Below are 14,282 nucleotides of genomic sequence, written 5' to 3'. Positions count from 1 at the left end.
TTGAAGAGTAAAGCCTGACTCCCGGGAAAGCCTGCTTTCCCGGGAGCCACATACAGGCGCATGCGTGCATATCGATCGATCAGAGGGGAGACCCTGATGAATTACAACTGGGACTGGGGCGTGTTCTTCAAGTCCACCGGCGTTGGCAGCGAAACCTATCTGGACTGGTACATTTCCGGGCTGGGCTGGACAATCGCAATTGCCGTCGTCGCCTGGATCATCGCGCTAACCCTGGGCTCCGTGCTCGGTGTCATGCGCACAGTGCCTAATCGTGTGGTATCGACCATTGCCACGGTCTACGTGGAAATCTTCCGTAATGTGCCACTGCTGGTGCAGCTGTTCATCTGGTACTTCCTGGTGCCGGACCTGCTGCCCGAGAACCTGCAGGAGTGGTACAAGCAAGACCTCAATCCGACCACCTCGGCGTTTCTGAGCGTGGTCGTGTGCCTGGGGCTGTTCACCGCCGCACGGGTGTGCGAACAAGTGCGCACCGGTATTCAGGCGCTGCCGCCTGGCCAGGAGTCCGCGGCGCGGGCCATGGGCTTCAAACTGCCACAGATCTACTGGAACGTGCTGCTGCCGCAGGCTTACCGGATCATCATTCCGCCGCTCACGTCCGAATTTCTCAACGTGTTCAAGAACTCGTCGGTGGCCTCGTTGATCGGCCTGATGGAGCTGCTCGCGCAGACCAAACAGACCGCCGAATTCTCCGCCAACCTGTTCGAAGCTTTCACCCTCGCCACCCTGATCTACTTCACCCTGAACATGAGCCTGATGCTGCTCATGCGCCTGATCGAGAAGAAAGTCGCGGTGCCGGGCCTGATCTCCGTGGGAGGTAAATAATGGACTTCTCTGGAGTCATTCCGGCCATTCCGGGCCTGTGGAACGGCATGGTCATGACCTTGCAGCTGATGGTCATGGGCGTGGTCGGCGGGATCATCATCGGCACGCTTCTGGCGCTGATGCGTTTGTCGTCGAGCAAGTGGATGTCGCGTATTGCCGGGGCCTACGTCAACTATTTCCGCTCCATCCCGCTGCTGCTGGTGATCACCTGGTTCTATCTGGCGGTGCCGTTCGTGCTGCGCTGGATCACCGGACAAGACACCCCGATCGGTGCATTCACCTCCTGCGTCGTGGCCTTCATGATGTTCGAGGCGGCGTACTTCTGCGAGATCGTGCGCGCCGGTGTGCAATCGATCTCCCGCGGTCAGATGGGCGCCGCGCAAGCGCTGGGCATGACCTACAGCCAGATGATGCGCCTGATCATCCTGCCGCAGGCGTTCCGCAAGATGACCCCGCTGCTGCTGCAGCAGAGCATCATCCTGTTTCAGGACACTTCGCTGGTGTACACGGTCGGTCTGGTCGACTTCCTCAACGCCTCGCGCTCCAGTGGCGACATCATTGGCCGTTCCAACGAGTTCCTGATCGTCGCCGGTCTTGTGTATTTCACGATCAGCTTCGCGGCATCGCGTCTGGTCAAGCTCATGCAAAAAAGGTTAGCCGTATGATTTCCATCAAAAATATCAACAAGTGGTATGGGGACTTTCAGGTGCTGACCGATTGCAGCACCGAGGTCAAGAAAGGCGAAGTGATCGTGGTGTGCGGGCCCTCCGGTTCCGGTAAATCGACCCTGATCAAATGCGTCAACGCGCTGGAGCCGTTCCAGAAAGGCGACATCGTGGTCGACGGCACGTCCATTGCCGACCCGAAGACCAACCTGCCGAAACTGCGTTCGCGCGTCGGCATGGTGTTCCAGCATTTCGAGCTGTTCCCACACCTGACCATTACCGAGAATCTGACCATCGCGCAGATCAAGGTGCTGGGTCGCAGCAAGGAAGAGGCCAGCAAAAAGGGCCTGCAATTGCTCGAGCGCGTCGGACTTTCGGCCCATGCCCACAAGCACCCCGGACAACTGTCCGGCGGTCAGCAGCAACGCGTGGCCATTGCCCGCGCGCTGGCGATGGACCCGGTGGTCATGCTGTTCGACGAGCCGACCTCGGCGCTGGACCCGGAAATGGTCAATGAAGTGCTCGACGTCATGGTGCAACTGGCCCACGAAGGCATGACCATGATGTGCGTGACCCACGAAATGGGCTTCGCCCGCAAAGTGGCTGACCGGGTGATCTTCATGGACAAGGGCCAGATCGTTGAAGACTGCGCCAAGGAAGAATTCTTCGGCGACGTCAACGCACGATCCGAACGTGCCCAGCACTTCCTCAACAAGATCCTGCAACACTGATTGATTCAATGCCTCACAAGGGCACAAAACCCGCTGGCCGTTGGTGTCTATATCCAGGACACGAGCGGCTGGTCGGTCCAGGACGACTGTGATGAAATGCGATCCCCCTCTCTACGCGCCGTCATCACTTGCCGTGAAACCCCGCCTGATCCGCCACTTGTTTCTGCCACCGCTGGTCATCCTGCTGATGATCGCGCTGGGCTATGTCACCTATCTGTACAGCGAACAGAACGGCATCAAGGCACTCGGCGAAAACGGTGAGCGTCAGCTCGAGCTGCACGCCCGTACCGTCGAAAGCGAGATCAACAAGTACAACTACCTGCCCAGCGTGCTGGAGCTGGAATCCAATGTCTCGGAGCTGCTCAACGATCCGTCGCCGCAACTGCGATCGAAGGTCAATGACTACCTGGAAGGGCTGAATCGTCGCAGCCGCAGTCGTGCCATCTACGTACTCGACACCACCGGTCGGGTGCTGGCCACCAGCAACTGGCGCGATGCCGACAGTTATCTGGGCGAAGACCTGTCCTTTCGCGCTTATTACCAGGATGCCATTCGCGGCCTGCCCGGCCGTTTCTACGGCATTGGCAGCACCACGGGCGAGCCCGGTTATTACCTGGCACATGGACTGGAAGAGAAAGGCAAGATCATCGGTGTGGCCGTGATCAAGGTGCGTCTGGAGGCACTTGAGGAACGCTGGCAAAGGGCGCGCCTGGAGGCGTTCGTCAGTGACGAGAACGGCATCATCATTCTGTCCAGCGACCCGGCCCGACGCCTCAAATCGGTTCGACCCCTGACCCCGGACGTCAAGGAGCGCCTGGCGCGCAGCCTGCAGTATTACTGGTGGCCGCTCAACGAGCTGGTACCGCTGCAGCGCGAGTCGATTGCCGAGGGCGTCGAGAAGCTGACTTTCCCAGCCAACAGCAGCGTCGATCATGAGCACACGGTGGTCAGTTATCTGGCCCAGACCCGCGATCTGGCCGATACGCCATGGCATCTCACACTGCTGACCCCCCTGGAAGACCTGCGCCGCGAGGCCGCCAATCAGGGCATGCTGGTGGCAGTGGCCTGTGCACTGGTGGCGTTCCTGCTGATCGCCTGGAATGAGCGGCGCAAGGTGATTTCCACCCGTCTGGCGGCTCGCGAAGCGCTGGAAGAAGCCAATAACGAACTCGAACGCCGGATTACCGAACGTACGTCCGACCTGCGCGCCAGCAACGAACGCCTCAAGGGGCAGATTCGCGAACGACGTCAGGCCGAGGAAACCCTGCGTCAGGCGCAGGATGAGCTGGTCCAGGCCGGCAAGCTGGCGGCAATCGGGCAGATGTCCACCAGCATCGCCCATGAACTCAATCAACCGCTGGCGGCGTTGCGTACGCTGTCAGGCAATACCGTGCGTTTCATCGAGCGCGGTGCACTGGACACGGCCAGCGCCAACCTGCGCACCATCAACGATCTGGTCGATCGCATGGGCCGCATCACCGCCAGTCTGCGCGCCTTTGCCCGCCGGGGTGAAGACAAGGGCCAGGCAGCGCTGGGCAAGGCGGTGGACGCCGCATTGCAACTGCTGGCCGGGCGTCTGGAAAGCAGCTCGCTGGAACTTCACCAGCAGATCGACGAGGTGCAGCTGGCGATCGATCAGACCCGTCTGGAACAGATTCTGGTGAACCTGATCGGCAACGCGCTGGATGCGATGCAGGCCCAACCGCTGCCGGTGTTGTGGTTGCAAGGCGACAGGTTCGAGGGCCGCTATCGGCTGCGGGTGCGTGACAACGGCCATGGCATTGATGCCCAGGCGCGCAAGCATCTGTTCGAACCGTTTTTCACCACCAAACCCGGCGAGCAGGGACTCGGGCTCGGCCTGACCCTGTCGGCCAGCCTGGCAGCAGCAGCGGGCGGCAGTCTGAACGCCGAAGACCCGGCCGAAGGTGGATCGATGTTTGTGCTGATATTGCCGTTGGTGGCGACATGAAAGGCGCACAGGCAACTGTCGTTGCTTTTGATTCGGGCCGCAGGCCCACGCCCTCCGGGCAGAAGCAGTACCGGGCTGTCATGCAATGTGTATTCGGGACAGCGGGCTCGATGAGGATTTCCCCATGAACACTGATTTAACCGTCCTCATCGTCGAAGACGACCCCCACGTGCTGCTCGGTTGCCAGCAGGCGCTGGCCCTGGAAGACATTCACAGTCAGGGGGTGGGCAGTGCTGAAGAAGCCCTGGCGCTGGTCGGCGACAACTTCGCAGGCATCGTCATCAGCGACATCCGCCTGCCGGGCATCGACGGGCTGGAACTGCTCAAGCGCCTGAAAGAGCGGGACCGGACGCTGCCGGTGGTGTTGATCACCGGGCACGGCGATGTGTCGATGGCGGTCGGCGCCATGCGTGATGGCGCCTACGATTTCATGGAAAAGCCCTTTTCCCCCGAACGCCTGGTTGAGGTCGCGCGGCGTGCGCTGGAACAACGCGGACTGGCCCGGGAGGTCTGGTCGCTGCGCCGGCAACTGGCTGAGCGCGATTCGCTGGAAGGCAAGATCATCGGTCGGTCGGCTGCGATGCAGAGTCTGCGGGCCTTGATCGTCAACGTTGCCGACACCTCGGCCAACGTGCTGATCGAGGGTGAAACCGGCACCGGCAAAGAGTTGGTCGCTCGCTGCCTGCATGATTTCAGCCGGCGCCATGGCAATCAGTTCGTTGCCCTCAACTGCGGCGGCCTGCCGGAAAATCTGTTCGAGAGCGAGATCTTCGGTCACGAGGCCAATGCCTTTACCGGCGCCGGCAAGCGGCGTATCGGCAAGATCGAACACGCCCACAACGGCACGCTGTTTCTCGACGAAGTCGAAAGCATGCCCATCAGCCTGCAGATCAAACTGCTACGGGTGCTGCAGGAACGCACCCTGGAACGACTGGGCTCCAACCAGAGCGTGGCGGTGGATTGTCGAGTGATCGCGGCCACCAAGTCGGACCTCAACGCGCTGAGCAAGGCCAGCCAGTTTCGCAGCGACCTGTACTACCGCCTGAACGTGGTGACCCTGGAGTTGCCGCCGTTGCGCGAACGTCGCGAAGACATCCTGCAACTGTTCGAGCATTTCCTGCAGTTGTCGTCGCTGCGTTTTGACCGCGAGCCGCCGCAACTGGATGCGCAGACCCGGGCGGCGCTGATGAACCACGACTGGCCAGGTAACGTGCGCGAACTGCGCAACGTCGCCGAGCGTTACGCGCTGGGCCTGCCGGCCTTCAAGAAGTCGGACGCGTCGATCATCGCCCAAAGCCTGGGGTTTTCCGAGGCGGTGGAAGCCTTCGAGAAAAACCTGCTCGGCGAAGCCCTGCAACGCAGCGGCGGTAACCTCAGTCAGGCCAGCCAGGAACTGGGGATGGCCAAGACCACGTTGTTCGACAAGGTCAAGAAGTACGGCTTGGGTTGATCGGCGCCGCCCAGGGTTCGCACGGACGGCCAAGGTCAAAATTGGAGAAGTGTCGACCCTGTAGCAGCACGGCTGGCCGGCGGTTACGTCCTCATAATCGCTGCCGCGGCAAGCCGGACTGCGACAGACAAATCGCCGCAGCCAAGCCAAGATGCCAGCCCATTGGCCCACGCCTTGCAATACCCCCCTGACAGGTCCGCTCGGCCGGTGTGCATACCCTCAAACCGGTGTCATGAGCGGGCTGTTCGAGGAGTTGTTTGCATGACCCCGACAGTGATGCTGTTGACCGCCCTTTCCATCGTGCTCGACGTCACCGGCCAGCTGGCTTTCAAGCTCGGTCTGAACCGCCTGCCGGAGCATCATGGCGGATTTCGCCTGCGCCTGTTCTGGCGGCAGATAGCCGCAGCTCCGCTGCTGTGGTTCGGGGTGGGGGCTTATTCCGTCCAATTCGTCACTTGGCTGCTGGTGTTGTCGCTGGCGCCGTTGAGCCTGGTCTTCCCTGCGATCAGCCTGAGTTACGTAGGCGTGGTGCTGGGTGCCAGACTGGTGCTCGGCGAAACCGTCAACCGCCGGCGCTGGCTCGGCGCTCTGGTCATCAGCGCCGGCGTCATGCTGGTGTGCGCCACGGGCGCCTGAGGTCGTAATGGATATTGAGCTATTGAGTGAAAAATCCGGCACGCGCTGGCTGGGACGCCGCGCTGCTGGTCTGGCCCTGTGGGCATTGCTGATCGGCTCGGAAAGCGCCGCGCAACTGGCGTTGAAGGTCGGCGGCGATGGACTGGCGGGCGTGCCGTTCGGCGTGCAGTGGCTGCTGGCGGGGCTGAGCAACATGGCGGTGCTGACGGCAATCGGCTGCTACATCACCTCCTTTCTGAGCTGGATGCTGATCCTGCGCCGCAGCAGCCTGTCGCTGGCCTTTCCCTTGAGTTCACTGGTGTTCGTGGTGGTGCTGCTGGGTTCGTGGCTGGGGCTGGGCGAACACATCAGCACGCTGCACTGGCTGGGGCTTTGGGTGATTGTCGGGGGGATTGCGTTGATAGCGCAGGGTGAACCGTAATCCCGGATCAATGCACCTGCCACAGGTCAGGTGTTGATATCAGAACCGTCCAGCGGGCGCCGACCCAAGGCAGCTCGCATTGCTGTTCATGCATTCAGAAAATCACTGGAAGTGGTAAGCCACCACTTCATCCAGTTCCCCCTGATTCACCCGGCCCTGCTGGCGGACGATACTGCTGTCGGCCGCCGATCCCAGCAGATGAACCCAACTGGCACTGGTGATCAGCGACCAGTTCGGCGCCAATGGAAACGCCACGTCCTGGGTCAGGCTCAAGTGCTGCAGCCCGCCGCTGGCGTGGTAAGGCCGTATGCCGGATGCCTGCGACTCTTGACTGCTGACACCGTAAAACGTCTGCGCCTGCTCGGCGTTGGCGTAATGCGCGGCCAGCGTGGTGCCGCCGAAGATTGCGCGGGCCAACGGATAATCGACCTCGCCGCCGACCTGGCCGAGCACCCCGCCCTGTCCGCTGCTGGCGCCGAACGCTCGGCCCATCCGGGCGAAAACACGCCAGGCATCGGAGGGGCTGTATTCGATGAAACCACCCGCCTCCCCCATGTCCGAAACATCTCGCAGACCCTGCAACGAACCATTGGACGTGCGCCCCTGGAGGTCATTGACGAATGGCCCGGCGCTCCAGCCGTGGGCCTTCAGTGCCGCCCACGACACGCCATCATCGGAACTCAGATTGACCCGTCCCCATGACAGGTCCAGGTAAGGAACAGGCCGGGTTTCATAGCGACTGCCCGCAGGCTCACGGGGCTGGTACGCGGCGCCTGCGCCAGCTTCTCCGGTCAATCCGTCGGCGTGGCAGGCCGGGCTGAAATACGCAGCGCAGAGCAGCCCGGCGACGCACAGATTGCGCTTGAAAGAGGACGGCAGGACAGTCATCGCGAGGTCTCGTGGGCGGCGAACATGCGCGCATCAATCCCCGGATCCGCTGCGCTGTGCAAGCACTGATGTTGTTTGTAGCAAGCTACAAAATTTGTAGCTGCGCAGCCCGGCTTTTCCCCTCTGACGCCCCCCAAGGCCCTGCCCATGGGGCTTTCGAGCGGTTGGCACAGTCCCTGCTCAAGTCCTGTCACGAGCAATTCGGCGAGCTGATCGCCCTGCTCTTCTCCTAGACAGAACAGGCAACCGCAGATGATGCATTGGCATATCGTGTGCGACTTCGACGGGACGATTACCCCCACCGATGTCATCGACAACATTCTGGAGCGCTTCGCCGATCCCAGCTGGACGGACATCGAAGACCAATGGCTCAGTGGCCGGATCGGCTCTCGCGAATGCCTGAGTCGCCAGCTGGCATTGGTCCAGGCGTATCCGGCGCAGTTGCTCGACTATTTCGACAGCGTACGGATCGACCCGCATTTTCCAGCGTTCGTCGATCACGTCCTCAACCTCGGCGCGACGATGGACATCGTCAGCGACGGCCTTGAGCAAGGCATCGCCAGAATCCTTTCGCGTCACCAGATCCCACTGCTGCCGATCATCGCCAACGGCCTGCGTCAGGTCGACCAGAACCGCTGGCGCATCGTCTTCCCACATGCCAGCGACGCCTGCCGCGCGGCGTCGGGCAACTGCAAATGCAAATCCACCCCCAGCGGCAGACGCGTGCTGGTGATCGGCGATGGCAAATCGGACATGTGCGTGGCCCAGACAGCCGACTTCGTATTCGCCAAAGGACGCCTGGCCGAGCACTGCGCCGTCAATGGCATTCCTTTCGCCCGCTTCGACTCCTTTGCCGAACTGCCCGGACTGCTGGCTTCGCTGCCCCACAGCCCGTCCGCTGCGATCGTGCGCCTCCCCCTTGAACATCAGGAACTCTCTCATCATGTCTGATATCCGCATTGCCAGCCCCGAAGACCAGATCCTTCTGGAAAAAGAAGCCAGGTACTGCTCCTTTGGCGACACCGTTCACTACATCGACCCACCGCGCATCTTCAGCCGCTGTGAAGGTTCCTACGTGTATGACACCAGCGACCAGGCCTACCTCGACCTGCAGATGTGGTACTCGGCGGTCAACTTCGGCTACGCCAACCCGCGCCTGAACAACGCCCTCAAGCAGCAGATCGACACCCTGCCGCAAATCGCCAGCCAGTACCTGCACAAGGGCAAGATCGAGCTGTCGGAGATGATCGCGGTCGATGCCAGGAAAAAGTTCGGCCTGGACGGTCGGGTGCATTTCAACGTCGGCGGTTCACAGTCCATCGAGGACTCGCTCAAGGTGGTGCGCAACGCCAGCAACGGCAAGAGCCTGATGTTCGCCTTCGAGGGCGGCTATCACGGACGCACGCTCGGCGCCTCATCGATCACCTCCAGCTACCGCTACCGGCGTCGCTACGGCCACTTCGGCGAGCGCGCGCAGTTCATCCCCTTCCCGTATCACTTTCGCGGCCCCAAAGGCATGACCAAGGAAGAATACGGCAGCTACTGCGTGCAGCAATTCGCCCGTCTGTTCGAGACCGAATACAACGGCGTGTGGGACCCCAAGGTCGGCCAGAGCGAGTACGCCGCGTTTTACGTCGAGCCGATCCAGGGTACTGGCGGCTACGTGATTCCGCCGATGAACTTCTACAGCGAGCTCAAGCATGTGCTCGACCAGCACGGCATCCTGATGGTGGTCGATGAAATCCAGATGGGCTTCTATCGCACCGGCAAGCTGTGGTCGATCGAGCATTTCGACGTCAAACCCGACGTTATCGTGTTCGGCAAGGCGCTGACCAACGGCCTCAATCCGCTGGGCGGCATCTGGGCCCGCGAGGAGCTGATCAACCCGAAAATCTTCCCGCCCGGCTCCACCCATTCGACCTTCGCCTCCAACCCGCTGGGCACTGCGGTGGGTCTGGAGATGTTCAAGATGACCTCGGAAATCGACTACGGCTCAATGGTCATGAACAAGGGTAAATACTTCCTCGAAGGCCTGCGCGACTTGCAGAAACGCTACCCGATCATTGGCGACGTCGACGGTCTGGGGTTGGCCTTGCGTGCGGAAATCTGCACAGCCGATGGCTTCACCCCGGACAAGGCGACCCTGGATTTCATGGTCGAAGAAGGCATGAAGGGCGATATCGAAATCGACGGCAAGCGCCTGGGCCTGGTGCTGGACGTGGGCGGTTACTACAAGAACGTGATCACCTTGGCGCCGTCCCTTGAGATCAGCTACCCCGAGATCGATCTGGGTATCGCCCTGCTCGACCGCCTGTTGCATCGGGCCATGAAAAGATGAGCCCCTCGCCGTCGCACACCGCGATCGACCTGGGCGAAGGCGACGCCGGTTTCATACTGGGCGACGGTGCCGTGGGTGTGTTGTTGATCCACGGCCTGACCGGCACCCCGACCGAGCTGCGGCGGGTGGCCCAGGGCCTGGCGGACAAGGGTTGCACAGTGTATGTGCCGACCCTGGCCGGGCACTGCGGCGACAATGCCGACCTGCAACGCACACGCTGGAGCGACTGGTACGAAAGTGCCCGTCGCACCTTCGTCGGCGTTCGCCAGCGACACGCGAAGGTGTTCGTCGGCGGATTGTCCATGGGCGCGGTGATGGCGATGCACATGGCCGCGCAGCACCCCGGACACATCGCAGGCCTGCTGTTGTATTCGACCACCTTGCGCTACGACGGCTGGAACATGCCGTACGCGGCCAAGTTCACTCACCTCTACATGATGGTGCCGTTTGGCGTTCACATCTGCCGCTTCGACGAAAAACCGCCCTATGGCATCAAGAACCCGCGCCTGCGGGCCATCGTCGAAAAGCAGATGAAAGCGGGCCAGAGCAGCAACGCGGGGCTGCTGACCATGTCCGGCATCAGCGTGCGCGAACTGCATCGACTGATCGCCGTGGTCAAGCGCAACATGCCGCAGATCATGACCCCCACGCTGGTGCTGCATTCACTGGAGGACGACATCACCAGCCGCTGGAACGCCGATTACGTCGAGCGACGGCTTGGCGGTCCGGTGGTCAAGGTGCTGCTGGACAACTGCTATCACATGATCACGGTTGATCTGGAATACCGCCAGGTCATCGCCTTGAGCACCTCGTTCATCGAGACCCGTGTGCAGGCAGCGTTGCGCCTGGATGACGCGGGGCAAGACTACGAAGCGCTCGAAGGCCATGTGATCAGCCACGATGACCACCAGCAACTGGCCTGAGCCATGATCAGCCCACAGCGGTTTTGCCGCCTCCGTCCGGCCCCGCGTGTGTAAACCAGTCCGGGCCGGTCGCAGCCAGCGTTGGACGACTGGGCTTATATGCTCAAACGGGGCAGACTGGCTGTCCGCCCGGACCGATTCGACACCGCCATGGCTGCGGCAATAAGCGAACATTGATGACTGAAATCCCGGAACGCCCTGCTCGATCGTTTTTTTCCCTTTCGCGCTGGAGCGTGCAGCGCAAACTGGTGCTGGCGTTCTGGCTGGTCAGCGTCATCCCGACCATGATCGCTGCCGAACTGGCCGCCACTACGCTGTCGCAGATATTCGAAAGCAACGTGCGCATCTGGCTGCAGGAATCGACCAAGATCGTGGTCGATGAGACCACCGAAATCATGCACAACAACGCCCGCGTCGCGCAGTTGTTCGAACGCTATGCGCGGCCCGATGCCGGCTCCGATAACAAGCGCGACAAGCTGATTGGCGACATCGCTGAGGCCATGGGTATCGATGTGGTGGCGCTGATTCGCAGCGACGATCAGAAAGTGGTGTTCTCCACGGCGGCCGACGACATCGTCAGCCAGATCAGCCTGGCGCCAAAGGCTGTGCTGCAGACCATCCACGAGGGCGGTAATGCGGTGGGTACGGTGGTGTCGACCTTCCATACGATGCAGGCTGGCGTTGATTACGTGCTGGTGATCGCCACTTATCTGGACAGCAGCTTCCTCACCAGTGTCGCTGACGTGCATTCGCTGGACCTGCGCCTGTATCTGCGCAACAGCGACGGTTTCGGCGAAGTCTTCGCCACCCAGCGCTTCGAAGACCACCCCGCGCAAGTGCCCGCGCGTATCGAAACTATCCTGCACGACACCAAGCAGGCCAGCGAGCAGTCCACTGCACGATACAGCGGGCTGTACTCACCGATTTTCAATGACAACGGCGAGCTGCAGGGGGTGATTTTCAGTGGCCTGCTGCGGCATTCGACACTGGTGGGGCTGGTCAACCAGACCAATCTGTTCCTGGCGATCCTGCTGGTCGGCTCAGCCCTGTCGCTGGGTGTCGGCTGGTTGATTTCCCAGCACCTGACCCGCCCGCTGCGAGGCTTGCGTGAAGGGGTGCGTGCGGTGACTGCCGGCGATTACCACCAACAGGTCGAGGTCATCGGCGGCGATGAACTGGCCGAGTTGAGCGTTACCTTCAACCATATGACCGAGCGCCTGCGGCAACTGCAGCATCTGGAAGCGCAACTGCGTCGTCGCGACCGGCTGCACACGCTCGGCGAAGTGGCGATGGGCCTGGCCCACGAGATCCGCAATCCGCTGGGCATCATCAAGACCGCCACGCAACTGCTGCACCGCCGCGCCAGCCTGCCGGAAACCGACATGCGACACCTGGAGTACGTGATCTCCGAGGTGACCCGCATCAACGAGCTGATCACCGAATTCCTCGATTTCGCCAAACCCAGCGCACCGATTCGCTCAACCCAGTCGGCGCGCCGGCTGCTGGAGGATGTGCTGGGCTTCTGCGCTCCGGAGCTGGCGACCCATAACGTGCAAGCGCTGATCGACGAACAGGCGCCTGGCGCGACGGTTTATGCCGATGCCAGACAACTGACCCAAGCCTGCCTCAACCTGATTCTGAATGCGATCGATGCCATGCCTGATGGAGGCCGATTGAGTCTCACCATCGCCCACGGGCAAACCGACAACCAGCGCTGCGTCACCCGTATCAGCGTTACCGACACAGGGCTTGGCATCGACCCGGAGATTGCTGAACGTATCTTCAACCCCTTCGTCACCACCAAGGCCTCGGGCACCGGCCTGGGCCTGGCCAAGGTGTTCTCGATCATGGAAAACCACGACGGCCGCGTAGAATGCGTCAGCGAACAAGGCGCCGGCGCCACGTTCCATCTGTACTTGCCGGCCGATGAAGGAGAACAGGCATGACCCACAACGTGCTGGTGGTCGACGATGAGCCCAAGCTGTGCGACCTGCTGGCCTCGGCCCTGAGCCAGAACGACATTCAGGTATTCACCGCGGGCAACGGCCTGCACGCGCTGGCCGTGCTGGAGCGTGAAGAGATCGATCTGGTGATCACCGACTGGCGCATGCCGGGCATGGACGGTCCGCAGTTGCTGGCCGAGATCAGGCAGCGCTTTGCGCAACTGCCGGTGATCGTCATGACCGCCTACAGCACGGTCAAGAACGCCGTACAGTCGATGCGCAACGGCGCCTACGACTACATCAGCAAACCGTTCGACATCGACGAGCTGGACATCACTGTGCACAAGGCGCTGCAGTTTCGCGACATTCTGCGCGACAACCAGCGCCTGCGCGCCGAGCTGGACGAGCATCAACAGATCGACAGCCTGGTGGGCGAAAGCCCGGCGTTCCGGCGGGTGTTGCAAGCCGTGGATTCAGTGCGTGAAAGCAGCGCGACCATTTTGCTCACCGGTGAGAGCGGCACCGGCAAGGAAATGGTCGCCCGCGCCATCCACAAGCATGGCAACCGCGCCGACAAGCCGTTCGTTGCGGTCAACTGCGCGGCGATCCCCGAAGGCCTGCTGGAAAGCGAGATGTTCGGCCACAAGAAAGGCGCGTTCACCGGTGCGGTTTCCGACCGCATCGGGCGCTTTCAGCAGGCCGACAAAGGCACGCTGTTTCTGGATGAAGTCGGCGACATGCCGTTGGCGTTGCAAGCCAAGATCCTGCGCGCCTTGCAGGAGCGGGTAATCGAGCCGGTGGGCGACCCACGCGAGCGCAAGGTCGATGTGCGGGTCATCGCCGCGACCAACAAGGACCTGCTCGAAGCGGTCGCACGCAAGGAGTTTCGCGAAGACCTCTATTACCGCCTGAATGTGTTCCCGATTCCACTGCCTGCCTTGCGCGAGCGGGTCGAGGACATCCCCGCGCTGGCCCGGCATTTTGCGCATATTCTGGGCGCCACGGCGGGCAAGCGCATCGCAGGCTTCAGCCCTGAAGCCTTGCTGGCGATGACCAACTACCCTTGGCCGGGCAACATCCGCGAGCTGCAGAACTGCGTCGAGCGCGCAACCATCGTGGCCTCCACCGCGACCATCGAAGAATCCGACCTGCCTGCCTATCTGTTCGGCTCAAGGCCGCTGGACGGCTCGGCGGCGAGCATCCTGAGCGACGGCGCGGGCATTCCCACGGACCTGGATGCAGCATTGGCCGAGGTGGAAAAAGCCTACATCCTCGCAGCGCTGCAAGCGAGCAACGGCGTGCAGGCGGCCGCCGCCCAACTGATCGGCATCTCCGAACGCAGCTTCTGGTACCGGCTCAAGAAGCTGGAGATCCATGTGGACAAGATTGTGCGATGAACAGAAACCAAGCTAAAGACTGGGCATCCGCCGCCGGCTTTTGATTCTGGCCGAAGGCCCGTAGGAGCGGGCTTGCCT

Annotated in this window: 13 protein-coding genes; 12 read left to right on the top strand and 1 reads right to left on the bottom strand. The window is 61.7% G+C overall.

The window, feature by feature from the left end; translation table 11 throughout:
• The first annotated feature begins 96 nt into the window (after positions 1–96).
• The 7 genes from ACI2KS_RS06125 (at position 97) to ACI2KS_RS06095 (ending at position 6,715) form a co-directional block, all read left to right on the top strand.
• Positions 97–843: an amino acid ABC transporter permease gene (locus ACI2KS_RS06125; protein ID WP_404618183.1), complete on the top strand. Its 747-nt coding sequence runs from the start codon at positions 97–99 to the stop codon at positions 841–843.
• Positions 840–1,508: an amino acid ABC transporter permease gene (locus ACI2KS_RS06120; RefSeq protein WP_404618490.1), complete on the top strand. Its 669-nt coding sequence runs from the start codon at positions 840–842 to the stop codon at positions 1,506–1,508. The genes ACI2KS_RS06125 and ACI2KS_RS06120 overlap by 4 nt, the downstream gene beginning before the upstream one ends.
• Positions 1,505–2,239 carry an amino acid ABC transporter ATP-binding protein gene (locus ACI2KS_RS06115; RefSeq protein WP_404618181.1) on the top strand — a complete coding sequence of 245 codons (735 nt, stop codon included), beginning with the start codon at positions 1,505–1,507 and terminating at the stop codon, positions 2,237–2,239. Before ACI2KS_RS06120 ends, ACI2KS_RS06115 begins: the two co-directional genes overlap by 4 nt.
• A 91-nt stretch (positions 2,240–2,330) precedes the next feature.
• Entirely contained in the window at positions 2,331–4,208 is a 1,878-nt protein-coding gene (locus tag ACI2KS_RS06110) for an ATP-binding protein (protein WP_404618179.1), read from the top strand.
• A gap of 124 nt (positions 4,209–4,332) precedes the next feature.
• Positions 4,333–5,658, top strand: a complete 1,326-nt coding sequence (locus ACI2KS_RS06105) for a sigma-54-dependent transcriptional regulator (protein ID WP_404618177.1) — start codon at positions 4,333–4,335, stop codon at positions 5,656–5,658.
• Between the two features lie 261 nt (positions 5,659–5,919).
• The gene (locus tag ACI2KS_RS06100; protein WP_404618175.1) at positions 5,920–6,294 is read left to right on the top strand and encodes an EamA family transporter; all 375 of its coding nucleotides are present in this window, start codon (positions 5,920–5,922) and stop codon (positions 6,292–6,294) included.
• A gap of 7 nt (positions 6,295–6,301) precedes the next feature.
• Positions 6,302–6,715 (top strand): transporter, encoded by a 414-nt coding sequence (locus ACI2KS_RS06095; RefSeq protein WP_404618174.1) that lies wholly within the window; start codon positions 6,302–6,304, stop codon positions 6,713–6,715.
• A gap of 102 nt (positions 6,716–6,817) precedes the next feature.
• Here the strand turns inward: ACI2KS_RS06095 and ACI2KS_RS06090 are convergent, their stop codons facing one another.
• The gene (locus tag ACI2KS_RS06090; protein WP_404618172.1) at positions 6,818–7,603 is read right to left on the bottom strand and encodes a MipA/OmpV family protein; all 786 of its coding nucleotides are present in this window, start codon (positions 7,601–7,603) and stop codon (positions 6,818–6,820) included.
• Between the two features lie 252 nt (positions 7,604–7,855).
• On the opposite strand from ACI2KS_RS06090, the gene ACI2KS_RS06085 reads away from it, so the two are divergent.
• The 5 genes from ACI2KS_RS06085 to ACI2KS_RS06065 all read left to right on the top strand — a co-directional run bounded on the left by ACI2KS_RS06085 (position 7,856) and on the right by ACI2KS_RS06065 (position 14,204).
• Positions 7,856–8,554, top strand: coding sequence for an MtnX-like HAD-IB family phosphatase (locus ACI2KS_RS06085; RefSeq protein WP_404618170.1), 699 nt, complete (start codon positions 7,856–7,858; stop codon positions 8,552–8,554).
• Entirely contained in the window at positions 8,547–9,941 is a 1,395-nt protein-coding gene (locus tag ACI2KS_RS06080; protein ID WP_404618168.1) for an aspartate aminotransferase family protein, read from the top strand. Before ACI2KS_RS06085 ends, ACI2KS_RS06080 begins: the two co-directional genes overlap by 8 nt.
• Positions 9,938–10,864, top strand: a complete 927-nt coding sequence (locus ACI2KS_RS06075; RefSeq protein ID WP_404618166.1) for an alpha/beta hydrolase — start codon at positions 9,938–9,940, stop codon at positions 10,862–10,864. Before ACI2KS_RS06080 ends, ACI2KS_RS06075 begins: the two co-directional genes overlap by 4 nt.
• Positions 10,865–11,040: 176 nt before the next feature.
• A complete protein-coding gene (locus ACI2KS_RS06070; RefSeq protein ID WP_404618164.1) occupies positions 11,041–12,810 on the top strand; it encodes an ATP-binding protein in 1,770 nt (589 codons plus the stop codon).
• The gene (locus ACI2KS_RS06065; protein ID WP_404618162.1) at positions 12,807–14,204 is read left to right on the top strand and encodes a sigma-54-dependent transcriptional regulator; all 1,398 of its coding nucleotides are present in this window, start codon (positions 12,807–12,809) and stop codon (positions 14,202–14,204) included. The genes ACI2KS_RS06070 and ACI2KS_RS06065 overlap by 4 nt, the downstream gene beginning before the upstream one ends.
• Positions 14,205–14,282 lie beyond the last annotated feature (78 nt).

It is taken from the genome of Pseudomonas sp. NPDC087358, from assembly GCF_044900785.1.
Taxonomy (GTDB): Bacteria; Pseudomonadota; Gammaproteobacteria; order Pseudomonadales; family Pseudomonadaceae; genus Aquipseudomonas.
This window is presented reverse-complemented; position numbering and strand designations above follow the sequence as displayed.

Bases quoted from the DNA above. Each gene is read 5' to 3' on its own strand.
- ACI2KS_RS06105 (WP_404618177.1), top strand. From the start codon at position 4,333: ATGAACACTGATTTAACCGTCCTCATCGTCGAAGACGACCCCCACGTG.
- ACI2KS_RS06125 (WP_404618183.1), top strand. From the start codon at position 97: ATGAATTACAACTGGGACTGGGGCGTGTTCTTCAAGTCCACCGGCGTT.
- ACI2KS_RS06095 (WP_404618174.1), top strand. From the start codon at position 6,302: ATGGATATTGAGCTATTGAGTGAAAAATCCGGCACGCGCTGGCTGGGA.
- ACI2KS_RS06070 (WP_404618164.1), top strand. From the start codon at position 11,041: ATGACTGAAATCCCGGAACGCCCTGCTCGATCGTTTTTTTCCCTTTCG.
- ACI2KS_RS06075 (WP_404618166.1), top strand. From the start codon at position 9,938: ATGAGCCCCTCGCCGTCGCACACCGCGATCGACCTGGGCGAAGGCGAC.
- ACI2KS_RS06085 (WP_404618170.1), top strand. From the start codon at position 7,856: ATGATGCATTGGCATATCGTGTGCGACTTCGACGGGACGATTACCCCC.
- ACI2KS_RS06115 (WP_404618181.1), top strand. From the start codon at position 1,505: ATGATTTCCATCAAAAATATCAACAAGTGGTATGGGGACTTTCAGGTG.
- ACI2KS_RS06100 (WP_404618175.1), top strand. From the start codon at position 5,920: ATGACCCCGACAGTGATGCTGTTGACCGCCCTTTCCATCGTGCTCGAC.
- ACI2KS_RS06110 (WP_404618179.1), top strand. From the start codon at position 2,331: ATGAAATGCGATCCCCCTCTCTACGCGCCGTCATCACTTGCCGTGAAA.
- ACI2KS_RS06080 (WP_404618168.1), top strand. From the start codon at position 8,547: ATGTCTGATATCCGCATTGCCAGCCCCGAAGACCAGATCCTTCTGGAA.
- ACI2KS_RS06090 (WP_404618172.1), bottom strand. From the start codon at position 7,603: ATGACTGTCCTGCCGTCCTCTTTCAAGCGCAATCTGTGCGTCGCCGGG.
- ACI2KS_RS06065 (WP_404618162.1), top strand. From the start codon at position 12,807: ATGACCCACAACGTGCTGGTGGTCGACGATGAGCCCAAGCTGTGCGAC.